A 22,739-nucleotide genomic window follows, 5' to 3' on the forward strand; every position below is an offset into this window, starting at 1 on the left:
CCAGAACCACTGGTGGCCTGACTCATCGGAAATAATAGTGAATTTTTAGCAATCGGCTCTATGTACAAGTAGGAGGAGTGCCACTAGGATTGGTAGTAACCATGACTGTACTTGATGTTATACCATCAGTTGTAGCTGTAGCGCACCCAGAAACAGATTTGTCTGTAGCAGTATCCGCAGCTGTAAAACCAACACTACCAATTGTGGCAGTCCCTGTACCAAAGGCGACAGTATAGCCAGTAGGGTTACTCAGTGTACCGATTTTGAGTTCGGTAGTACTAGAAGCAAAGGTAGGTGCCTCTAAACGATAGGCTTGTTGGGCTCGGTTGATTGCGCCAGCTTGGGTTTGAGCACCGGCAAGACGGGCTTTACTGGCTTGGTTCAACATGGAGGGCAGGGCGATGGCAGCCAAAATCCCGATGATGATGACCACAACCAAGAGTTCCACAAGGGTGAAACCTTCATTGGCTTTTTTCTTGGAGAGCAAGTGTTGTAGAAACTTGGCTTTGAGTTCAGTTTTCATGAGGGCTATAACTCCTTAGTTCGGTTAACTTTCCCCTTCAGAAGCTACTTTACCCACTTGCCTCACTTCCCATAACATCCTGCTTCAAAATTCCTGAAAACCTGATTAATAAATGACTTTAATTTTAATGTTATTAAAAAAATATTCAAAGGTTGTCTTTGTATTCATCAATGACCGCTAGGACTCGGCGCAGCTTTTCCCGATTCTCGTCACTCGGGTCAATCAGGACGGTTCCGAATGCAATATCTCTTTCAGCTTCAACTCTAGCTCGGCGAGCCGCTTGTTCTTTTTCCTCAATTCTTCTAGCTCGTTCTCGCTGCTCTTCCTCAACTCTTCGCTGCTCTTCCTCAACTCTTCGTTGTTCTTCTCTAGCCAAGCGGTCTGTTTCTCGATTTCGATTGTTCCACGCTTCGCACGAGCTTTGCTCTACAACGCCGAAATTAACCAATGTAGCCAAGAGGGCTGCCACAGTGAGTCGGTTGCTCCAGATTCGTGGGTCGGGGATGATGCCGAGGATGGAAAAGTCTCTTTCATCGTAGAACCTCAAAAATGCAATGCTAATGACTAAAACTGTTACCGCCGTGCCTGGGGCTAGGGCCAGAAAGTTAATCCAGATCCGCACAAAGCTAGTCGTTCCTTACAAGCTATCTTTAATCTTTATAGTCGCGCAACAATTCCAAAACCCGTTGTAGCTTTTCCTTTTTAGATGTTAGGGTTGGCTCAATGGATCCTCACTAGTTTGGATCATGTCTCTGCCTCCCTCACCCCCAACGTTTGCTTAAAACATGAGTGCTTTACCAAGTTTGTCTGATTCATCAACTGCAATGCCTGAGCCCGGCCAGACTTTACCCCGTTGGAAAGCTGGAGAGATATTGGAAATAACAATTACGGATTTGAGTTCGACTGGGGATGGCCTGGGGCGGTGGGATGAGCGAGTTATTTTTGTGCCGGATACTGTGCCAGGGGATCGAGTGCAATTACGGCTCAATCATGTCAAACCCCGCTATGGCTATGGCAACCTTTTAGAATTACTTTCTCCAGGCCCTGCACGAGTTCGACCAGCTTGTATCGTGGCTGATAAATGTGGCGGGTGTCAGTGGCAAACGGTGGGCTATGACTTACAAATTGCGGCCAAACATGAACAGGTGAAATCTGCCTTAGAACGGATTGGCAAGTTTCAACAAGTCCCCCTCGACTCGATTATTCCTGCCCCACAAGCTTTAGGCTATCGAAATAAGGTGAGTTATCCCTTGGCGTTTCATAAAGGGCAGGTACAAGCTGGGTATTACCGTAAAGGCAGCCATCGGATTGTCAACTTAAATCAATGTCCGGTTCAGGATGTCCGCTTAAATCCCCTCCTGGCCGGGGTCAAATTAGATATTCAAGACCAGGCCTGGAGCATTTATAACGAACTAGATCACACCGGGGCGTTACGGCATTTGGGGTTACGGATTGGGCGGCGGACGGGAGAAATACTTTTAACTCTGGTTACGGCTTCTGATGATTTACCGGAATTATCCGAACAGGCGGCGGTGTGGATGGCCACTTATCCAGGCCTGGTGGGGGTCTGTCTGAATTACAACTCTCAGCCAGGGAATCAGATTTTTGGCCCCGAAACAGAGTTAATTACCGGACAGGCATCTATTTGGGAACAGTTTGCTGGCCTGGAATTTGTCATTAATGCCACCAGTTTTTTTCAAGTCAACACAGAGCAGGCAGAAGTTCTGGTGGAGATGATTAAAAGGGAATTGAATCTCTCCCAAACCGAAACGATTTTAGATGCTTTTTGTGGAGTGGGAACCTTGAGTTTACCCCTAGCCACCCAGGCCCGGGCCGTTGTTGGTGTGGAAATTAGTCCAGCTACAGTCGCCCAGGCCCAGATCAATGCTCAAATCAACCAGATCACCAATGCCGAATTTATTGTGGGAGATATGGCGACTTGGATACCGGCGGCGGATTTACATCCCGATATTATTTTGTTAGATCCACCCCGGAAAGGCTGTGATCCCCAAACTCTTGCCTGTCTAGAAACCTTAGCGGCTCCCCGGATTGTCTATGTCAGTTGTAACCCGGCCACCTTAGCCCGAGACCTGGATCAGCTTTGTCATCAGGGAGCCTATGAACTGACCAAGACACAACCCCTTGATTTCTTCCCCCAAACCGCCCATGTGGAAACTGTGGCCTTCCTGCGCCGCCGGAACTAAATCATGACCGATGCCCTCGTTGCCAGCTATTTGCCCCTGATTACCTGGATTGGCCTGGGGATGATCGGCTGTCGGTGGCTGCCAGGGATGATTCCTTACTGGTTGGGGCGAGGTTTGTATTGGCTGGGGGTTCCCATTGAGGTGTTTAGCCTAGTCCGCCAAACCGATTTTAGTCAGATGATTGGCCTAGTGCCGGTGTTTGCCCTCAGTACCTTAGCGGTGGGGTTTGTGGTGGCCCAATTTAGTTACCCCCTCCAGCGGCGGTGGTTTATTCCCCAATGGTTAAGGGTGAACCCGACCCAGGCCAGTTTGTTTTTACCCGTAGCTGAGGAGCGGGCCTATCGAGGTAGCTATCTCCTGGCCTCGGTGTTAGGCAATACGGGATTTGTCGGTTTAGCGATTGCGATTCAAGTCATGAGTCCAGAATATTTGGGCTGGGCGGTCTTTTTTGCCGTGACTCAAAATGTAATTGGCACCTATGGCTGTGGGGTTTTAATTGCCAGTTACTATGGGCGGGCTACCCAGGGCTGGACACAACTTAAGGACTTAGCAACAGTACCGAGTTTATGGGCATTTCTCCTGAGTATGGCTTTGCGATCCGTAGAATTTCCAACTGGCTTGGAAACTGCGCTGAATACCGAAGTTAATCTTGTGATTCCCTTGGCTTTTATCTTGATTGGCATTCGCCTCAGACAATTACCCAATTGGCAGTCGTTGAAGTTAGCCCTCTTACCAACCTTAATTAAAGTCTTGATTTTGCCCCTATTGATGGGCGGTCTGGCCTGGGGCGTGGGTTTACATCGGGAAGCGATCTTTGCCATTGTCCTGATGGCGGGAACTCCGACTGCATTTGCGGCCCTGATTTTGGCAGAGGAGTACGAACTCAACCGCGACATTACCACCAGCAGCATTGCCCTTAGCACAATGGGGATTTTAGCCCTATTACCCCTATGGTTACTGATCCTTGAAAAAGCCTAGGCTTGCCTCCGATTCAATCGGACTGAGAGATGATCCTCAATCGTCTGTTGCATGTCACAATACAAAGCAATCAGTTTCTAAGGAGAACTTCCCTTGGCCCATACAATTGTCACCGAAACCTGTGCCGGGATTGCCGATTGCGTGGAAGCCTGTCCGGTGGCCTGTATTCATCCGGGGCCTGGTAAAAATACGATGGGTACAGATTGGTATTGGATCGATTTTGCAACCTGTATTGACTGTGGAATTTGTTTCCAAGTCTGCCCAGTTGAGGGAGCCATTGTCCCTGAAGAGCGGCCCGAACTCCAAAAAACCCCAGCGTAAGTCACTCAGATGGCAGAACCCCTCTTGGTCGTAGAATCCGTCTATGCAGGCTATGTAACAGATTTAGATATTCTTCAGGGAATTAACTTTCAACTTTTTCCCCAAGAACTCGTGGCTGTCATTGGCCCGAATGGGGCGGGAAAGTCAACCCTCGGGAAAACAATTGCGGGACTCTTATCACCCCGGCAAGGCAAAATTACGTTTCAAGGGCAAGACATTACTCAACTGCGGCCGAACCAAATTGTCCAACGGGGAATTGCCTATGTACCTCAGATTGCCAATGTGTTCCGCTCCTTAACCATCGATGAAAACCTGGAGATGGGAGCATTTTTACGCAGCCAGAATATCAAGAAACTCAAGGAAAAAATTTTTACAGCCTTTCCCAAACTCGCAGAACGGCGCAAACAACGGGCTGGGACTTTATCCGGTGGCGAACGGCAAATGTTGGCTATGGGACGGGCGATGATGATTGATCCCCAGGTGATGATTTTGGATGAGCCTTCGGCTGCGTTATCCCCGTTCTTGGTCAATGATATTTTTGCCAAAATCAAGGAAATTAATGCGTTGGGAACTGCCATTATCTTGATTGAGCAAAACGCCCGTACCGCCTTAGGCCTGTCTGACCGGGGGTATGTTTTAGATACGGGTAAAGATAAACTATCCGGGCCTGGGCAAGTTTTATTGAATGACCCGCAGGTGGGCGAACTTTATCTGGGTGGGGGTAAGCTTTCTTAAGTCAATTTTGAGGCTTTAGAGGGGTAGGCGATCAATATCTTTGTTCCGACCAATCACCACCATCACAGCCCCTTTTTTCAGTCGTTGCTCTGGGTCTGGGTTAACGGCCACATTGTTATCACAAATCAAAGCCACAAGATTCAGGCCATAGTGTCGCCGCAGGCCAACCTCCGCTACGGTTTTGTGATCAAATTGTTCCGGGACGCGCACTTCTACAATGCTCTGATCCGGGTCTAAATCAAACCGATCTAAAATCGCTGGCCGGGTTAAGCTGTGGGCCAAGTTACAGCCTGCCTCATATTCCGGAAAAACGACTAAATCTGCACCAACCCGCTCCAAGAGCTTTTTATGAACTTCTGAGGAGGCTTTGGCAACAACATGATGAACTCCGGCTTCCTTGAGATTCAGAGTTGTAATCACACTGGCTTCTAAATGGTTTCCGATGGCGACGACAACTGTTTCAAACTCGATAATCCCCGCTTCCTTCAGGGCCTGGGGGTCGGTTGAGTCTAACTCTAAAGCGTGATCCACAAGCCGCTCTAGCATGACTTGGGCCACTAACCGTTCTTCCCGGTCTGTCCCTAAAACTTCGTAACCCAAGTTGTGGAGTGTTTCGCAAACACCTCGGCCAAACCGACCCAGGCCAATGACGGCAAATTGTTGATTTGTTTTCCGCATTCCCCGCAAGAGGCCAAGAGAGGAAAAGTTCACAGTTAATGCTCCTAGAGGTTAATGAAAGGATTACTTCGAGTCTAAGTTTGAGGCCTGGGTGCGACGATTCCGACACCGATCTGAACAATACTTCACTTCATCCCAACAATCAGCCCATTTTTTTCGCCAGGTGAACGGCCGCTGACAAACGAAACAAATTTTTGTCGGGAGGTTTTCTTTGCGGCGTTGCTTAGGCATACCCCATCTGAATCCTGAGACTATTAAGGTTGATCGCCAATGCTGTGACTACATTTATTTTCTCCTACTTTTCAACATTTCTCAGTTGCTCTTTAGGTTGGAATGATATAGCTCAGAGCTAATTAATCATGCTCTCGATAAAATTGAAGTAGACTTTTTAAAAGTGCTTAATGATTTATAAAATCTTCATTGTTGAGGAAATTTTTTCCCTGTTGGGCTGCTGAAAGCTTTTGATTAGCATTTTGAAAAAACGTATTACTATTCAACTGGTATACACAATAGAGTTAGAACATGAAGCGTACAAAAAGAATTCTAAACTTTCATGAAGATGCTACACACGCCATCTTGAGTAAAGTCGCTTCTCAAAATGGGGCTAGAGTGTTTGTTAAGACACGTGTTGCAGATGTCCTAGAGATAAAGAACAGTGGTTTGTCAAACGTTGAATATTCATACGCTTTAAAATCACACTTCGATTTTGTTGTCGCAGATTCAAATCATGAGGCACTATTTGCCGTAGAGTTTGATGGGCCACATCATCAAGAAGATGACAAAGCCGCAGCCAATGACACCCAGAAAGACAATATTTGTCGTTGTCTTCAGTTCCCAATCCTGCGTGCTAATGCAGATTTTCTTACAAAAAAGATTAGGCAGTCCAATATTCTAAGTTGGTTAGTTGAGCTATGGTTTATTGAAAGAGAGTTCATTCAAGCACAGGAAGCTGGTGAAGTTCCCTTTGATGAGCCTTTTATTTATTTTTCTATCCTTGCAAAAACAGGTGATAGTGAGATTACGATGCCGTATGACTTGTCTCTGCCCTTGCGACTATTGATGAAGGACGCTCACAAGCAAAGATTAATCAAAGATTCTTGTCCCTCAGTTCATAGTACAGAAGACAAAGATAAATTTGTCAACGCTATTGCTTTGCTTCGGATTGATACTTCTAAAGTCATTGTTGGCAAAGCAAGGTGTCGATCATATCAGTTCTCACCTGTATCAGCTCGGGAATTATCTGAAGAACTAGCCATCATTGATTTAGGAGAAAAATTAAAGGCGTATTTAAACAAACAGTTTTCACCGTGGAGCATTGAACAAGCCCAACAGGAAATTAAAAATTTAGAGGAAATCGCCAAACAAAATAACTCATTTGTTTATCAATCTGGCATAGACTGGTAAGCCAAAGATATTATTCTAGTCAATAAAATATATATTACAGTTAAGCAAAAGACATTTGAAACTCCTAAGGTAAAAAATAAATAAATGATCCTTTAGATTTTATAGTCATTTTACTTAAGAATTAAACACCAAAATACTTGAAACTATTGCGAGCAGTAGTTTTTGATTTCTCAGTCTTGGCAGAAATGACTGTATTTTTAAATGAAAATTATCAACAAAAAAAGACCCCCATTTTCTGACGGGAGCCTTTAACAAATGATGTAAATGTCTAAACTCAAGCCGTCTCTAATCCAAGTTAGGCATGGATAAAACAGCCTCCGTTTCCCGCTCAATGCCTTTCTCAAACCCAGCCGCAGCCGCCCGAGCCCGACCCGCGTGCCAGAGGTGACCGACTAGGAAGAAGAAGCCCAAGACAAAGTGAGAGGTAGAGAGCCAAGACCGGGGCGAAACAAAGTTCACGGAGTTGATTTCAGTCGCCACACCACCGACAGAGTTCAAGGAACCCAACGGCGCATGGGTCATGTATTCAGCAGCCCGGCGAGCTTGCCATGGTTGAATGTCGTTCTTGATTTTGTTCAAGTCCAAACCATTGGGGCCACGGAGCGGTTCTAACCAAGGGCCACGGAAATCCCAGAAGCGCATGGTTTCACCACCGAAGATGATTTCCCCAGAAGGAGACCGCATCAGATATTTACCTAAACCAGTTGGGCCTTGAGCCGAACCAACATTAGCACCGAGTTTTTGGTCACGGACTAAGAAGGTCATGGCCTGGGCCTGAGACGCTTCAGGGCCGGTGGGGCCATAGAATTCGCTGGGGTAAGCGGTGTTGTTGAACCAGACAAAACAGCAGGCAATAAAGCCCATTAAGGACAAGGCACCCAAGCTGTAAGAGAGGTAAGCTTCACCCGACCAGATAAAGGCACGGCGGGCCCAACCAAAGGGCTTGGTGAGAATATGCCAAATACCACCGGAAATACAAATCAGGCCGAGCCAAATATGACCACCGATAATATCTTCCATGTTGTCAACACTGACAATCCAGCCATCACCACCAAAGGGGGATTTGAGGACGTAGCCAAAAATAACAGCCGGATTCAAGGTCGGATTTGTAATCACCCGGACATCACCACCACCGGGAGCCCAAGTATCGTAAACACCGCCAAAGAACATGGCTTTCAAGACCAAGAGGAAGGCCCCAATCCCTAGGACAATCAGGTGAAAGCCAAGGATGGTGGTCATCTTGTTCTTATCTTTCCAGTCATAACCAAAGAAAGAAGAATATTCTTCTAAGGTTTCCGGGCCACGGACGGCGTGATAAATGCCACCAAAACCAAGCACCGCCGAGGAGATTAAGTGTAAGACACCGACCACGAAAAATGGGAAGGTATCAATCACTTCACCACCAGGCCCGACACCCCAACCCAAGGTGGCAATGTGGGGCAGGAGAATTAATCCCTGCTCGTACATCGGCTTTTCAGGAATGAAGTGAGCCGTTTCAAACAAGGTCATAGCCCCGGCCCAGAAGACGATCAGGCCGGCGTGGGCAACGTGAGCACCCAACAATTTGCCAGAGAGATTAATTAAACGAGCATTACCGGCCCACCAAGCGAAACCAGAGGATTCCTGATCCCGATTGGTAGAAAAAATTGAATTACTAGAGAGCGTTACCACGTGGGAGTACCTCTTCTGGGAAGATAAAGTTTTCATGGGGTTGGTCTTGGGGAGCCATCCAGGCCCGAATCCCTTCATTCAACAAAATGTTCTTGGTGTAGAAGGTTTCAAACTCCGGGTCTTCAGCGGCCCGAATCTCCTGGGAAATGAAGTCATAAGACCGCAGGTTCAACGCTAAACCCACAATCCCAATCGAAGCCATCCATAACCCCGTCACTGGCACAAACAACATGAAGAAGTGCAACCAGCGTTTGTTACTGAACGCAATCCCGAAAATCTGTGACCAGAAACGGTTCGCAGTCACCATCGAATAGGTTTCTTCCGCCTGGGTTGGGTTAAACGCCCGGAATGTACTTGAACCTTCCCCATCTTCAAACAGGGTATTTTCGACCGTCGCCCCGTGAATTGCACACAAGAGCGCACCCCCTAAGACACCCGCTACACCCATCATGTGGAACGGATTCAGCGTCCAGTTGTGGAAGCCTTGGAAGAACAACAAGAACCGGAAAATAGCCGCCACCCCAAAGCTAGGCGCAAAGAACCACCCAGATTGACCCAAGGGGTACATCAAAAACACACTGACGAACACCGCAATCGGGGCACTGAAGGCAATGGCATTGTAAGGACGAATCCCGACTAAACGAGCAACCTCAAACTGCCGCAACATGAAGCCAATCAGCGCAAAGGCCCCGTGCAAAGCAATAAATGTCCATAACCCACCCAACTGACACCAGCGGGTAAAGTCACCTTGAGCTTCCGGACCCCAAAGTAATAACAAGGAGTGCCCCATGCTATTGGCTGGAGTGGAAACCGCAACCGTTAAGAAGTTACAGCCTTCCAGATAGGATGAAGCCAACCCGTGGGTATACCAAGAGGTGACAAAGGTTGTTCCGGTCAACCAACCGCCCAAGGCCAAATAGGCACAAGGGAATAATAAAATGCCGGACCAGCCGACGAAAACGAATCTGTCGCGCTTAAGCCAGTCGTCGAGGATGTCAAACCACCCCCGCTCTGCTGGTGCGCGCCCTATTGCTATGGTCATGGAGTTAAACCCTCTTGCAGATATTAAGTTTCCCTAGCAAGGATGCTCAAAGTGCTGCTACCTATCTTCACCCAGTTTGGTGGGCTACGACAGATACAAATTTACACTTCAAGACGAGATTTATATCAAGATAAAAAGACCTGTGAAGAATTTCAACCACCGCAGTAGTCCGTTGATCCGGCAATCAGCGAGCTTGGCCACAGGCTAATGCACCCCAAATCCCTAAGGGAGAGCGGAAGTGCATATTAACGTGATAGCGGAATTCTTACGAAATATCAAGTTTGATGGCGATGCTCTCATAAAACATAAACCCTAGGTGAGGTAAGCATTTTTACTTAGTTTGCTCTCCTAAAATCTGCCAACCCTTAAGAAAGCCCCCAGTGTTACCTGGAAATTTATCCTGATACCAGGCCCCAAAACCAGCACTAGGGATGGCTCAGAAATGAACCCCTGAATTCGGCCACCAAAATGGCGTAGTATCCTTAGGTCAATCCTGAATAAATTTGGAAACTTTTTTTAACGGTTTACCTTTCCTTCACGGACATTTTGCCCCTATGGTTGGATATTTAGTTTCCTTAGGAATTTTTACTGCCACCTTTGCCCTCTTTAGTTTGGGATTAAGTTTGCATTGGGGCTTTACGGGACTGATTAATTTTGGCCATGTCGGCTTTTTGGCGGTGGGGGCCTATACAACAGTGCTCCTAAGTTTGGCGAATGTTCCCCTTGTTTTGGCTGTGTTGGCCGGAATGTTGCTCTCAGCCCTTTTAGGTGTGATTATGGGCTTTTCTACCTTGCGTCTGCGGGAAGACTATTTAGCCATTGTCACCATTGGGACAGCTGAAATCATTCGCCTGATTGCTCTGAATGAGGAATGGCTAACCCGTGGAGCGCGAGGGGTTTATGGCTATGCACTCCCTTTAGAAGGCTGGGAACCACAGCGATTTTGGGTAGTTGGGATGATCCTTGTCTTGACGGTCATTGCGGCCTTAGGGGGGTGGCACTGGTGGCAATGGCTGGGGGGCATGATTGATATGCCTTTGCGGGTTAATCAACCTAGGCGAGGGGTGGGTATTTTAGGTGCTTATTTGCTGACCTTAGTTGGCCTGGAATGGAGCCTTTGGAGTTTAATTGATCAGCTATTGGCCGGCGGGGGAGTTCAGGTTTTCTGGTTGCTAACTGCTCTGCTCTGCTGGGCTGCCGGGGTTGGGCTTTTATCCTTACGCTATGTTAATCCTAGACAACTCTGGCGTAGTCTTCGGCGAGAATGGCTCTGGCTTTGGGGTGTCAATACCTTGGTGGCTGGCCTGGTGGGGATGCTGTACCGAGCCTTTGTCACAGGTCTGTGGGAGTTTACCTATAAAGCGGTTTTACTGTGGCTGCTGTTGGTTGTCTTAGCGATTGTCTTTTGGCAGTTGGAAACCTGGGTGCGTTCTCCTTGGGGGCGGGTACTTAAGGCGATTCGGGAAGATGAAGAAGTGGCTAAAGCCTTGGGCAAAAATGTCTTTTCCTATAAGTTACAGTCTTTAATGTTAGGGGGAGCGATTGCCGGTCTGGCGGGGTCATTTTATGCCTGGCAGTTGACCTTTATTAACCCTGATGGTTTTATCTCGTTGCTCACGTTCCAGGCCTGGACAATCGTAGTTCTAGGTGGAGCGGGGAGTAATGTTGGTGTTTTAATTGGTGCAACCCTATTTTGGGCTTATAGTACCACTACCCGATTTTTACCCTTAGACGGCGGCCAGTTAGATGCCTTGCGGGTGATGATTATCGGACTGTTACTGATCATCTTGATGATGTGGCGGCCCCAAGGTATTTTGGGCAAAAAAGAGGAACTGACCCTTGGACGCTAGTGATTTAACCCGACCTGCTCAATCTGGTACGGCAACCTTGGCTCCCCAGGCCCCGTTGTTAACCGCGACGGATATTTGCAAAAGCTTTGGCGGGATTAAGGCGGTAGAGCGGGCGAGTATTTCTGTCCAGGCCGGGAGCATTACTGGCTTAATTGGGCCGAATGGTGCGGGTAAAACAACCCTCTTTAATTTGCTCTGTAATTTTTTACCCCTCGATAGCGGTCGGGTGATTTTTGATGGTGAACCGATTAATCAACTCCAGCCCCACCAAGTTGCCCTGCAAGGCCTGTTACGCACCTTTCAAGTCGCCCGCGTCCTCTCCCGTTTATCGGTGATGGAAAATATGCTCCTCGCTGCTCCTCATCAGTCCGGTGAAAAACTCTGGAATGGTTGGTTACAGCCCCATCGAATTCGCCAAGAAGAACAGGACTTACAACAACGGGGCTGGGAAATTTTGGACTGTGTCGGATTAGCCGCCAAAGCCCATGATTATGCCGGTTGCTTATCAGGGGGACAACGAAAACTCCTGGAATTAGCCCGCGTCATGATGCACCGCCCCCGACTCGTTTTGCTTGATGAACCCGCTGCTGGTGTCAATCCGACCTTAATCCGACAAATTTGTGAGCATATTCAGGCCTGGAATGCAGCCGGGGTAACATTTTTAATTATTGAACATAATATGGATGTAATCATGTCCCTTTGCAATAATGTTTGGGTACTAGCCGAGGGAAAGAATCTAGCAGCCGGACCCCCCAGGGAAATCCAACAGCATCCTGATGTTTTAGCGGCCTATTTAGGTCAATAACTGGCAAAATTTTTTGTTACTTTATCCAAATTAAAAGAACAGAAGTTAAGAAAGGATTTAAAATTAATGCTATTTTGTCTCCGGTATGGTCGGAAACATGACTTGACGCACACTAGGAATTGGGATTGGTTTGGGGGTATCGGTGGTAAAGGCTGCCATTGCTAGGGGGCAAGCTCGCCAGTATCCCCGGACTGGAACGCCCAATTTCCGACATTCACCCCCACGCCGACCCTGGGGATCATAGTGAGAGCAAAAACGGCAGGTTGAGACATTGATCGAAGCGTATTCCATTGGGGATCAACTCCGTAGTAAAAAGATACCTCTACCTACATCCTATAGATATGTCCAAGTCAACTTTTTTAGCGATCACAAGCCAAAAGAGGCATCAAGCATTCACTTCCGGTTTTTCAAACGGGAAAAGAGACTTTTAGAATCTTTTCAGAATTCAGTTACGTTTCGTAATTAATTATTTATTATTCTTGGGTTTATAATTTCACAAAGCTATTAATAAACAGGGGAATAATTAATCTTCCTGCGTTTGTCTAGTTTTCAATTGATCCCAAACTCCTTATCATGACCTCATGCCAATAAAAAAACGCCCATGTTAAAAACAGGAGCGTTACATAAAGTAATTTATCGTTAAAGTCTGTTACTTGACAGCTCCCGCCGGAACGTCTTTGGGGGGTAATAGAAAGAGTTTCAGCAATTGACCCACATTGCCCGCATAGAGGGGGAGCTTGCGGAAGAGCTTAACTACGCCAGGCTGCTGACTATTGGCAATTTCACTCAGCTTGACATTGTTTTCCACACAGGCCTCCAGACGGGGATAAAACTCAGGGTGATCCACATCTAAAACAATCGGAAATACCCGCCCCGCAGTGGCATTGGTTTCTTTAATCACTTCCTTGTCAAATTCCCGCGCATCCAGGCCAATGGCCGCATAAAATTTCGACCGCTGGAGATCATTCAGGTACATGGTGGCAAAGACAGACAAGAGGAAGAACCGACACCACAGCTTGGGGGGAACCCAGGAGACCATCAAGTAGCGACTCCAGGCCTTGCCGGAAAATGAGCGGGGAATTTCCTTCAGTTTTTGCCATAACGTCCGGGGGCGATCCAACATACTTGGCTGGGCCCGCATCACAGCATCAAAGAAGTCGCCATGACGATTTTCGTCTTGACACCAGTTTTCAAAGAACTTAAAGATGGGGTAAATCCGGTCTTCAGGGTGTTGCTCCAAATGCCGATAAATTTTGATATACCGCCAATAGCCAATTTTCTCCGACAGATAGGTTGCGTAGAAAATAAACTCTGGCTCAAAGTAGGTGTAGCTGCGAACCTGAGTTAAAAAGCCTAAATCCAGAGATAAATTAAAGTCGGACATAGCCTTATTCAAGAAGCCAGCATGACGGGCCTCATCCCGAGACATGAGGGAAAAACCTTCGGCCAAAATGGGATTTTTTCCCTTCAGTTTGCGACTCAGTTCCTTATAGAGGAGAAATCCAGAAAATTCAGCCGTGCAGGAACGCTCTAGAAATTCCACAAACATTTGCCGGGTTTCCCCATCAATATGTTCCCAGGACTGTTCAAAGTCTTCATCCCGGACAAAGTGGTTGCGATTATAGTCCGTGCGAAACTCAGCTAAAATCGCCTCTAGCTCGGCCTGATTTTCTGTGACATCAAGCTGGGCCATTGCGTCAAAATCGGTGGTATAGAACCGGGGAGTGAGAATCGTTTCTTGGGCAGGTGCTTTCACCCCAGGCCGGACTTCATCAAACTCAGGCTTAGTTAAAGTATTAACCATGGTTGTATCGCTGTCGTTCCAGATATGCGGACACTCATTTAAGCATCGTAGCGAACCTCCTCTCTGAGTTGGCAATTGTTTACAGAAGCGTTACATTTCTCCATCTTGACCCAGGATCAGATCAACCTGCACTACTGTCCAAAATGCCGCCTCTCAGCCCCGCCCCCTCTTTATCTATATCAATATCAATGCCAAGGCAACCTCCAACCCGGCTGTGGCAGTTATAAAATGACTAAATTATCTCGATGAATCACAGTGTCGGGGCCGGCGTAACCCAAAATTTTGGGGATGTCTTCGGAATGTTTGCCGCAGATCAAGGTTAGTTCGCCACTGTTGTAATTGACCAATCCCCGAGCCACCTCAGCACCGCTTAAATCGCATACTTGCACGGCATCCTCGGCCTGGAAGACTCCGGCCACCCCTTTGATCCCGGCAGCTAATAAAGACCGCCCCTCAGTTTGAATCGCCCGAATCGCCCCCCCATCTAAATGGAGTTGGCCTTGGGGAACTAGGGCCCTGGCGATCCAACGCTTGCGAGCATTAACGGGCTTGGCCTGGGGCATAAATTGCGTTCCCAGGGATTCTCCCCCTAGGATTTTCAGGATATTTTCGGGTTGCTGCCCATCGGTAATTACCGTCCGCACCCCGGCTTCAGTGGCAATTTCTGCGGCTGATATTTTAGTGGACATGCCGCCGGTTCCCCAGGCCGACCCCTGACCCCCGACATCTACGGATAAGGCTGCCAATTCATCGAGATCATGAACCACGGAAATGGGTTGGGCCGAGGGAGTTCGCCGGGGATCAGCCGAATAGAGGCGATCTACATCTGTGAGTAAAAATAACCAATCTGCCTCAATTAAACTGGCCACCAGGGCCGAGAGGGTATCATTATCCCCAAACTTAAGCTCTTCTACCGCGATAGTGTCGTTTTCATTGACAATCGGGATGATCCCCAATTCGAATAATGACTGAAAGGTATTGTAGGCGTTGATATAACCCTGACGATGAATTAAATCTTGGCGGGTTAAGAGTAACTGGGCAATGGGTTGATCCAAGACTGAGAAAAAATCATCATAAAACCGGATTAGCCGCCCCTGTCCCACCGCCGCTACGGCCTGCTTTAGAGCTAAATTCTGGGGTCGCACCTTTAATCCCAACCGAGCCGCCCCAACTCCCACGGCCCCAGAAGACACTAAGACCACCTGCATCCCCCCCTGGCATAATTGACAGAGGACTTCCACTAAACGAGCCACTGTTGCTAGGGCAAGATGGCCTGTCTGGGGTTGTGTCAGGCTTGAGGTACCGATTTTGACGACAATCTTACTGCCCTGGGACTCCATCGCCACCTATTTGCAACCACAATTAAATCAATAGTTTTGGCAGAGGCTATTATCTCACTTCCCAGATACTTCTAGATAAATGTTGGTGGTCTTGGCTGGGTTCACTCAAAGTCTAGGAATAGAACCAAAGAAGGGGATCAAGGGTTTTCATAAACAAAATGCCGATCCCCAGCCAGGAAATCAGCACTTCGTCATAGTATTTAGAGTTGATTTATGGTTAAGGTCTTTATGGGCTGACCTCATTTCAATTGATCTAATCGTCGCGAAGGCTGGAGAGAGATAGACTAAAATTTATAATTTCTTTAGATTTGGATCGGTTTTGGGGCAGTTGAAGATCATGACCTATGGGCGGATTGTCCGGTTTGCGGATACGGATGCAGCGGGGGTTGTCTATTTTGCGAATGTCTTAAACTTTTGCCATGAGGCCTACGAGGATGCCCTATTGCAGAAGGGAATTTCTCTGCCCAACATTCCAGACTTTCCAGGTTTAGCCCTGCCAATTGTCCATACTGAGGTGGATTTTATGGCCCCCTTGGCCTGTGGGGATCACTTGAATATTAGTCTTGAACCCCAACAAATTGACCCGTCTAGTTATCAAATTGATTACTGGATCATGCATCTCAAGGGTAAAAAGCTAGCGGCCCAGGCCCGGACTCGCCATATTTGCCTTGACATTCAAACTCGCCACCGTTGTGAACTGCCCCCAATCCTCCAGGCCTGGTTAAGCTCCTATGCTGGGAAGGATTAGACTGCGAACTATTTCTGCACTCACCCCCTCAGTTTTACCTCGTCTATGTCCTGCCCACCTTGGCTGAATGTATTACTCGACTGCCCAGGGAATTCCGGAGCCTTTACCTACGCCCAACCCCCAGGCCTGAGCGTCCATCCGGGAGATTTAGTCAACGTCCCCTTGGGGCCTGGGCAAGTGGGTGGGATAGTTTTAGGAAGCTCAGAGCATCTTCCCCCGGGCTTAACCCCTGAGCAAATTCGCCCCATTAACGAAGTCATCCAATTGCGATTTTTTAGCTCGACCTATTGGCAACTGCTAGAGCGCACGGCTGCTTACTACTACACACCCCTCGTCCAAGTTCTAAGAACGGCTCTACCCCAGGCCAGTGGAACAGGACAAGGCCCCGACAAATGCAGCGACCTTAAAACGAGATCGTTACCCCGGAACGACTTTGCGGATAAATATACTGTACGGGTGGCCGGGCATAACGGGCTCGGTTGTGTTTAGACCGAGGTGAGGAATGGTGAAAATAGGGCTGGGGAGGCACATATTGAATTTGCGGCTGGGGCGGAATCAGATAAATTGGCTGAGGTTGGGCACCGGGGAGATTCACATTCACATTTAACTGGGCATTGGCGGGAACAACACGAGTAGTTAAGGTTAAGCCCAGCGAAGTTGTCAGTAGGGCTAGGGTTTTCATCGTGTTCATGGCGTGTTTTTTAAACATCATCGCCTCCTCCGACCCTGAGATAAATGATTTGGTTCCCCAGGCCCGGACTCGCCATATTTGCCTCGACATTCAAACTCGTCACCATTGTGAACTGCCCCCAATCCTCCAGGCCTGGATTAGCTTCTATGCTGGAAATGCCTAACTCCTACTTTTTTTCCTCACTTCCTCCATGCCATCCGCACCTTGGCTGAATGTATTACTCGACTGTCCAGGGAATCCCGGAGCATTTACCTACGCTCAACCCCCAGATTTGATTATTCATCCGGGTGATTTAGTGAGTGTTCCCTTTGGATCTGGGCAAATGGGTGGCATTGTTATTGGCCTACTAGAGCAACTCCCCCCGGACTTACTCCCTGAGCAGGTTCGTCCCATTATTGAAGTCATTCAACGGCGATTTTTTAGTCTGACCTATTGGCAATTGCTGGAACGTACTGCGGTATACTATTACACTCCCCTAGTCCAAGTCCTAAAGACAGCCCTACCCCCAGGCCTGTTGCAACGCTCCCAACGCCGAATTTCCCTGGTTCAACCATGCCCCCGCAGTAATGGTCTCATTTCTGAGAAAGCCCAGCAAATTTTAGCCCTACTCCAGGCCAGCCCCACGGGTGACTACAGTTGGCGATACATTCACCAAAAAATTCCCCGCGCCCAGGCCCCATTGGCAGAACTCCTGAAAAATGGTTGGGTGAAAAGCTATCTTCGCCCCCCCAGCCCGCCCCAGGCCAAGCAACAACAAGCGGTGATTCTCATCCAAGCCTCAGGGGATCATCTCACGGCCCGGCAGCAGGAGATTCTCAGCTATCTGCAACAATCTGGAGGGGAACTCTGGCTGCAAGACCTACTCCAGGCCTGTCAAACCTCTAAAAGCACCTTAAATACACTGGCCCAAAAGGGTTGCATCACGATCACCCTCCGCCAAAAACTGCGCCTAGAACAGGGGCTGACCACAGCAGTAGCTACGCCAAAATCCCTCACATCTGCCCAAACCCAAGCCTTGTCCCACATCAACGCGGCCACTCAAGCCCAGACTTTTTTGCTACATGGAGTGACCGGATCGGGCAAAACCGAAGTTTATATTCAAGCTATTCGGCCTCGCCTTGCCGAGGGTCAATCTGCCCTAGTTTTAGTCCCCGAAATTGGTTTAACGCCGCAAATGCTGGATCGGTTTCAGGCCATCTTTGGCGAACAGGTTTTGGTTTATCACAGTGCATTAAGCGAGGGAGAACGTTATGACACTTGGCGGCAACTATTACTGGAAAAACCCCGCCTCGTCATTGGCACCCGTTCAGCAATTTTTCTCCCCCTGCACAGCCTCGGCATCTTGGTCTTAGATGAAGAACATGACAGTGGTTATAAGCAAGAGCAACCTTCCCCCTGCTACCATGCCCGCACCCTGGCCCAATGGCGCTCGGAGTTAGAAAATTGTCCGTTGATTTTAGGAAGTGCTACCCCAGGCCTGGCCACCTGGCAGCAAAAACTAGAGGATAAACTGACCTATCTCCCCCTCCCCCAGCGCATCCAGGCCCGCCCATTACCCCCGATTGAAATTGTTGATCTTCGGAATGAACTCCACCAGGGCAATCGCTCCATGTTTAGCCGAACCTTATTTTCTGCTTTGGAAAATCTACCCGCCTCTGGTCAAGCCCTGCTCTTTATCCATCGTCGCGGTCACAGCACCTTTGTCTCTTGCCGGAGTTGTGGCCAGGCCTTGGAATGTCCCCATTGCAGCGTTTCCCTGACCTACCATTGGCCCGATCCCCAACAAGCCCCCGTGCTTCGCTGCCATTACTGTAACTTCAGCCGCCCTCAGCCTAAACAATGTCCGAGCTGCCAGTCACCCTACCTTAAGCCCTTTGGAGGGGGCACCCAGCGAGCTGTCCAAGAACTTAAGGAACGACTGCCCGACCTGAAGGTGATTCGTTTTGACAGTGATACTACCCAACGTAAAGGGGCCCACCGCCAGTTACTGGAGGCTTTCACCCGTCAAGAAGCCCAAGTCATGATTGGCACACAAATGTTAACCAAGGGTATGGATATCGAGAATGTCAATTTAGTCGGCATCCTCACCGCCGATGGGTTACTGCATTTTGCCGATTTTCAGGCAGGGGAGCGCACCTTTCAAACCCTAACCCAAGTTGCTGGAAGGGCTGGGCGCGGGGATAAACCAGGCCGGGTTATTCTCCAAACCTACACCCCTGAACATCAAGTGATTCAGGCTGTTCAAGCCTATGCCTATGAGGATTTTGCTGCGGACGAACTCCAACAGCGCCAGGCCCTCAACTATCCTCCCTATGGACAATTGGTCTTAATTCGCCTCAGTAGTCCTGATCCCGAGGCTGTTGCCCAGACCGCCCAGACTGTCAGCACCTCTTGCCAGCAACTCACTGGTTTGAATAGTGCTGAAGTGGACATTCTCGGCCCCGCCCCTGCCCCCATCCTAAAAGTAGCTCAACGCTATCGCTGGCAAATTCTCCTCAAGTTTAATCGCCGCCAATCCGGGCAATGTCCACCCCTTCCTTTGGATGTCAACGCACTCCGCCAGCTCTGTCCAGGCAATGTCCGGTTAGGTTTGGATGTTGATCCCCAAAACTTTTTCTAAAGGTTTTTGAAAAAGGCCGGAATCATTCCGAGTTGAGTGCAGGACTTCTGTATAATCTGAACAGTTTCAGCAAATTTTAATTTAATTGCTTGGGTTTACCGTCCATCGGTTAATCATTTCAGAAAACCCCTATTGCCCCATCGCTTTCCTCTCGCTTGACGGCTCAATTTCGTTTTTGTTTCCATTCTTGAATAACTTTGCGGGAGTATTTTGGCTCAATCGTCAATGTCCAACGAAACCTACCTTAGTCACCCCAATTTTGGCCTGTTATATAGTGTCTGTCCGGTGGAGAGTGGGCGTGAACTTTACACCACACTTTATGCTCAACGCCTCTTTTTTGTTGTTAGTCACAGTCCGGATGGCCTGGAGTTTGAGCCTGTGGGCCGCAGCGATGCCCGGATGATGGTGGAAGCCCGCTTACGTTTATTGCGCCGATTAGGGCGAGGGGCTGAGTATGATCAACTCCAAAAAGTCCATAAACAAACCTTTCTTTAGTTCTCTTTACTTTTTCTAAATCCTAGTGTCGAAGTTACCCCAAACGATGCTTAAATCTTGGACTCTTGCAGGAATACGTTCTAGCTTTTCCCTAACTGGAGCCTGTTTGACTCTATATCGGTAATGCTATCGTGGTTGATCGTAATTCTGGGGCCAGTATTGCCCAGCGTATTGCTACCCTCCGCCAAAGGGTTCCCGCCTCTGTCCGCCTGATTGCCGTCAGTAAATATATCTCTCCAGAGATGATGCGCCAGGCCTATGCAGCAGGGATCCGTGATTTTGGGGAAAATCGGATTCAAGAGGCCCAGTCCAAGCGGCGAGAATTGGCGGATCTGACAGATATCACATGGCATTTTATCGGACACCTCCAGGCCAATAAAGTTCGTGCAGCCCTCGACACCTTTGACTGGATTCATACCGTGGATAGTTTGAAATTGGCCCATCGCCTCCAGGCCTTGATCCCCGCAGTCCAAAACTCCCCCAAACTCCTCCTCCAAGTCAAACTCCGGCCTGATCCCCAGAAGTATGGATGGGCGATTTCTGAATTAACTGCGGCCCTGCCCGAGCTAGATCAGTTAACGGAGCTAAACATTCAGGGCCTGATGACAATCCTGCCCCTGGGGTTAACACCTGCTGAACAATTACTGGTATTTCAGGAACTCCATGACTTAGGGGAAACATGGCAACACCAGGCCTGGCAGCACCTTAGTTTTCAGGAGCTTTCTATGGGCATGTCCAGTGATTATCCCTTCGCCCTCCAAGCCCAGACAACCATGATTCGCTTGGGTCAGGTGATTTTTGGCCCACGCAGTATCCCTTAAAAACGCCAGAGCATGACCTTACCTGTTGAGGACTGTCAAGCAGCAAATTAGAAGACCTTCATGAGGCAAGATCTAGAGAATTATCTATTTTAGATAAGTATTGGCAATCTTAATTTCTCCTCTGAAAACCGCAAATACTTCCTATGGAGCCATCCGCAAAGCAGAGACTTGGGTCATAACTTAACAAAATATTAAAGATTAATGAAAAGACACCTGACATTTAGGTAAACATGATGTAATATCGCCAACAGCCGAAGTAAAATTTTTCTATGAACCCGCCAAGCCACAAATTTGCGGTTCTATGAGATGAATGAACGAGTCGGAAACTCCGAACCTACTGAAAGATTGGATTCTTGATCAGTTTCCCTGACTTCAGATACTGGACTTGAGGATTTCCCTGCTACCATATTCCTCATAGATTTTTGAAGCTAAGGGTTATCAACCGTCTCATCGCCAGGGAGTATGCAATAAGTCGCTATGTTTAACAAGCTTAAGGAATTGATTGGCTTAGATTCATCCACATATTACGAGGACGATGTCCAAGAGACCTCACCCGTCTCTAGCCAAACTGGTGGCGTGAGTGTTGGTACTAGTCCCTACAGTTCCCTGGGAGAAACCTTGAACTCCGGTCAGGCTTATTCTCACCCTGAGGTTGATCCCACTTCGACGTATCAAGCTCCCACCCCTTCCTCAACCGCAGCCAACTCTATCAATAATCCGGCCAACAATGTTGTCGGGATGCCAGGAAATCGCTGGTGGGGAGCCGTGGCTGAAGTGGTCGTCATGGAGCCGCGCAACTTTGATGAAATGCCCCAAGTCATCCAATCCCTGAAAGATCGTAAATCTGTCGTCCTGAACCTAACGATGATGGATGCTGAACAGGCCCAGCGGGCAGTGGATTTTGTTGCGGGTGCCACCTTTACGATTGATGGCCATCAAGAGCGAATTGGTGAGAGTATTTTTCTGTTTACGCCCAGTTGCGTGCAGGTCAGTACCCAGGCCGGTCTTGTCCGGGAAGTTCCCCACCCCCAAAGCCAACCCCTCTCATCTCCGGCTCCAGCTTGGAATACTGCGGTGGCCATGTAACCTCAATCTATCTTGTTAGATTTGATGAACGTCCTATGACAACCTCGCCCCAACTGGGGATTCTTGGCTGTGGTGTGATGGCCGAAGCCATTCTCAGTCGTCTCTTAGCTCAGGGATGTTATCAGCCGGATCAGGTCATGGTGACGACATTATCAGGGCAGCGCCAGGCCTGGTTAGCGCAAACCTATGGGGTAAAAATTGCCCAGGCCAATCGCGAATTACTCCAGGCCCCGACCCTTCTCCTCAGCATTAAACCCCAAGTTTTTTTAGAACTGGGCCAAGACCTGCATCCTCCCATCCCCAGTTCTGGTTTGTTATTGTCGATCGTCACCGGAATCAGTTTAAGCACGCTTGAACAAGTTTTCCCTGGGCGAACTGTGATCCGGGCCGTTCCGAATACGCCTGGCCGAGTTGGAGCTGGAATTACAGCAATTGCTGCACCCTCAAGCATTACCCCGCCAGAGTTGCACCAAGCCGAGACATTCTTCCAAGTAATTGGCCAAGTTATTACGGTTCCGGAAAAACTCATCAATAGCGTTACCGCCTTAGCCGGATCGGGGCCCGCTTTTGTTGCCTTAATTGTCGAAGCCTTGACAGATGGCGGGGTTTTAGTTGGACTGCCTAGACCCACAGCCCAAAAACTTGTGCTGGCAACCATCACTGGGACAATTAAACTTCTCGAGGAACAAAATCTTCATCCCGGCCAACTCAAAGATCAAGTCACTAGTCCCGGCGGTACGACTATCACGGGTCTTAGTATTTTAGAAGCGGGCGGGGTGCGGGGATCCCTTATTAAAACTATCCAGGTGGCCCAAGCTCGCGCCGTTGAACTTGGTCAGATTGCCAATGATTAAACCCAGGCGGCTGAGACCCTCCACAAACAGGGGCAGGTCAAGTCAATCCGGTATGATCCAAAATGCCAT

General features: G+C 48.5%; 24 protein-coding genes. 15 read left to right on the top strand and 9 right to left on the bottom strand.

Going from position 1 to position 22,739, the window contains the following annotated elements:
- Window positions 1-58: 58 nt before the first annotated feature.
- Window positions 59-523: a type IV pilin-like G/H family protein gene (locus SYN6312_RS11795; protein WP_015125111.1), complete on the bottom strand. Its 465-nt coding sequence runs from the start codon at window positions 521-523 to the stop codon at window positions 59-61.
- 145 nt (window positions 524-668) lie between these two features.
- Complete coding sequence (locus SYN6312_RS11800) at window positions 669-1,145, bottom strand: hypothetical protein (protein WP_015125112.1); 477 nt, start codon at window positions 1,143-1,145, stop codon at window positions 669-671.
- 202 nt (window positions 1,146-1,347) lie between these two features.
- Here SYN6312_RS11800 and rlmD point away from each other — a divergent pair, with 202 nt between their 5' ends.
- The 4 genes from rlmD (at window position 1,348) to SYN6312_RS11820 (ending at window position 4,761) form a co-directional block, all read left to right on the top strand.
- Entirely contained in the window at window positions 1,348-2,727 is a 1,380-nt protein-coding gene (gene rlmD / locus SYN6312_RS11805; protein WP_015125113.1) for a 23S rRNA (uracil(1939)-C(5))-methyltransferase RlmD, read from the top strand.
- Window positions 2,728-2,730: 3 nt separating this feature from the next.
- Window positions 2,731-3,705, top strand: a complete 975-nt coding sequence (locus tag SYN6312_RS11810; protein ID WP_015125114.1) for an AEC family transporter — start codon at window positions 2,731-2,733, stop codon at window positions 3,703-3,705.
- A gap of 93 nt (window positions 3,706-3,798) precedes the next feature.
- A complete protein-coding gene (locus tag SYN6312_RS11815) occupies window positions 3,799-4,026 on the top strand; it encodes a 4Fe-4S dicluster domain-containing protein (RefSeq protein WP_015125115.1) in 228 nt (75 codons plus the stop codon).
- A 9-nt stretch (window positions 4,027-4,035) separates the two neighbouring features.
- A complete protein-coding gene (locus SYN6312_RS11820; protein ID WP_015125116.1) occupies window positions 4,036-4,761 on the top strand; it encodes an ABC transporter ATP-binding protein in 726 nt (241 codons plus the stop codon).
- A 15-nt stretch (window positions 4,762-4,776) separates the two neighbouring features.
- On the opposite strand, the gene SYN6312_RS11825 is transcribed toward SYN6312_RS11820, so the two are convergent.
- Both SYN6312_RS11825 and SYN6312_RS19000 read right to left on the bottom strand, forming a co-directional pair.
- Window positions 4,777-5,472 (bottom strand): TrkA family potassium uptake protein, encoded by a 696-nt coding sequence (locus SYN6312_RS11825; protein ID WP_015125117.1) that lies wholly within the window; start codon window positions 5,470-5,472, stop codon window positions 4,777-4,779.
- A gap of 30 nt (window positions 5,473-5,502) precedes the next feature.
- Complete coding sequence (locus SYN6312_RS19000; RefSeq protein ID WP_015125118.1) at window positions 5,503-5,670, bottom strand: DUF2256 domain-containing protein; 168 nt, start codon at window positions 5,668-5,670, stop codon at window positions 5,503-5,505.
- A gap of 291 nt (window positions 5,671-5,961) precedes the next feature.
- Between SYN6312_RS19000 and SYN6312_RS11830 the strand changes: the two genes are divergently transcribed.
- Window positions 5,962-6,843 carry a DUF2726 domain-containing protein gene (locus SYN6312_RS11830; RefSeq protein ID WP_015125119.1) on the top strand — a complete coding sequence of 294 codons (882 nt, stop codon included), beginning with the start codon at window positions 5,962-5,964 and terminating at the stop codon, window positions 6,841-6,843.
- A 285-nt stretch (window positions 6,844-7,128) separates the two neighbouring features.
- On the opposite strand, the gene psbC is transcribed toward SYN6312_RS11830, so the two are convergent.
- Both psbC and psbD read right to left on the bottom strand, forming a co-directional pair.
- Complete coding sequence (gene psbC, locus SYN6312_RS11835; RefSeq protein WP_015125120.1) at window positions 7,129-8,514, bottom strand: photosystem II reaction center protein CP43; 1,386 nt, start codon at window positions 8,512-8,514, stop codon at window positions 7,129-7,131.
- Window positions 8,498-9,556, bottom strand: coding sequence for a photosystem II D2 protein (photosystem q(a) protein) (psbD, locus tag SYN6312_RS11840; RefSeq protein ID WP_015125121.1), 1,059 nt, complete (start codon window positions 9,554-9,556; stop codon window positions 8,498-8,500). Before psbD ends, psbC begins: the two co-directional genes overlap by 17 nt.
- A gap of 554 nt (window positions 9,557-10,110) precedes the next feature.
- Between psbD and SYN6312_RS11845 the strand changes: the two genes are divergently transcribed.
- Window positions 10,111-11,406, top strand: a complete 1,296-nt coding sequence (locus tag SYN6312_RS11845; protein ID WP_015125122.1) for a branched-chain amino acid ABC transporter permease — start codon at window positions 10,111-10,113, stop codon at window positions 11,404-11,406.
- A complete protein-coding gene (locus tag SYN6312_RS11850) occupies window positions 11,396-12,211 on the top strand; it encodes an ABC transporter ATP-binding protein (protein WP_015125123.1) in 816 nt (271 codons plus the stop codon). Before SYN6312_RS11845 ends, SYN6312_RS11850 begins: the two co-directional genes overlap by 11 nt.
- Before the next feature lie 69 nt (window positions 12,212-12,280).
- Here SYN6312_RS11850 and SYN6312_RS19005 read toward each other — a convergent pair whose 3' ends face one another.
- From SYN6312_RS19005 to proB, 3 genes are all read right to left on the bottom strand, one after another.
- Entirely contained in the window at window positions 12,281-12,502 is a 222-nt protein-coding gene (locus tag SYN6312_RS19005; protein WP_015125124.1) for a hypothetical protein, read from the bottom strand.
- A gap of 358 nt (window positions 12,503-12,860) precedes the next feature.
- A complete protein-coding gene (gene acsF, locus SYN6312_RS11855; protein ID WP_015125125.1) occupies window positions 12,861-14,015 on the bottom strand; it encodes a magnesium-protoporphyrin IX monomethyl ester (oxidative) cyclase in 1,155 nt (384 codons plus the stop codon).
- Between the two features lie 221 nt (window positions 14,016-14,236).
- Window positions 14,237-15,361 carry a glutamate 5-kinase gene (gene proB, locus SYN6312_RS11860; protein WP_371257357.1) on the bottom strand — a complete coding sequence of 375 codons (1,125 nt, stop codon included), beginning with the start codon at window positions 15,359-15,361 and terminating at the stop codon, window positions 14,237-14,239.
- Window positions 15,362-15,674: 313 nt separating this feature from the next.
- On the opposite strand from proB, the gene SYN6312_RS11870 reads away from it, so the two are divergent.
- The 8 genes from SYN6312_RS11870 (at window position 15,675) to proC (ending at window position 22,670) form a co-directional block, all read left to right on the top strand.
- Window positions 15,675-16,103, top strand: a complete 429-nt coding sequence (locus SYN6312_RS11870; RefSeq protein ID WP_015125127.1) for a thioesterase family protein — start codon at window positions 15,675-15,677, stop codon at window positions 16,101-16,103.
- 45 nt (window positions 16,104-16,148) lie between these two features.
- The gene (locus SYN6312_RS19875; RefSeq protein ID WP_172636053.1) at window positions 16,149-16,592 is read left to right on the top strand and encodes a hypothetical protein; all 444 of its coding nucleotides are present in this window, start codon (window positions 16,149-16,151) and stop codon (window positions 16,590-16,592) included.
- 200 nt (window positions 16,593-16,792) lie between these two features.
- On the top strand, window positions 16,793-16,957 hold the full coding sequence (locus tag SYN6312_RS20370) for a thioesterase family protein (RefSeq protein ID WP_216594146.1): 165 nt from the start codon (window positions 16,793-16,795) through the stop codon (window positions 16,955-16,957).
- A 27-nt stretch (window positions 16,958-16,984) separates the two neighbouring features.
- Window positions 16,985-19,414: a primosomal protein N' gene (gene priA / locus SYN6312_RS11880; RefSeq protein WP_015125129.1), complete on the top strand. Its 2,430-nt coding sequence runs from the start codon at window positions 16,985-16,987 to the stop codon at window positions 19,412-19,414.
- 225 nt (window positions 19,415-19,639) lie between these two features.
- A complete protein-coding gene (gene pipX, locus SYN6312_RS11885; protein ID WP_015125130.1) occupies window positions 19,640-19,909 on the top strand; it encodes a transcriptional coactivator PipX in 270 nt (89 codons plus the stop codon).
- A gap of 131 nt (window positions 19,910-20,040) precedes the next feature.
- Window positions 20,041-20,730, top strand: coding sequence for a YggS family pyridoxal phosphate-dependent enzyme (locus SYN6312_RS11890; RefSeq protein WP_015125131.1), 690 nt, complete (start codon window positions 20,041-20,043; stop codon window positions 20,728-20,730).
- Window positions 20,731-21,207: 477 nt separating this feature from the next.
- Window positions 21,208-21,816 (top strand): cell division protein SepF, encoded by a 609-nt coding sequence (locus SYN6312_RS21030; RefSeq protein WP_015125132.1) that lies wholly within the window; start codon window positions 21,208-21,210, stop codon window positions 21,814-21,816.
- Window positions 21,817-21,851: 35 nt separating this feature from the next.
- Window positions 21,852-22,670 carry a pyrroline-5-carboxylate reductase gene (gene proC / locus SYN6312_RS11900; protein ID WP_015125133.1) on the top strand — a complete coding sequence of 273 codons (819 nt, stop codon included), beginning with the start codon at window positions 21,852-21,854 and terminating at the stop codon, window positions 22,668-22,670.
- Window positions 22,671-22,739 lie beyond the last annotated feature (69 nt).

This window comes from Synechococcus sp. PCC 6312 (assembly GCF_000316685.1).
GTDB lineage: Bacteria > Cyanobacteriota > Cyanobacteriia > Thermosynechococcales > Thermosynechococcaceae > Pseudocalidococcus.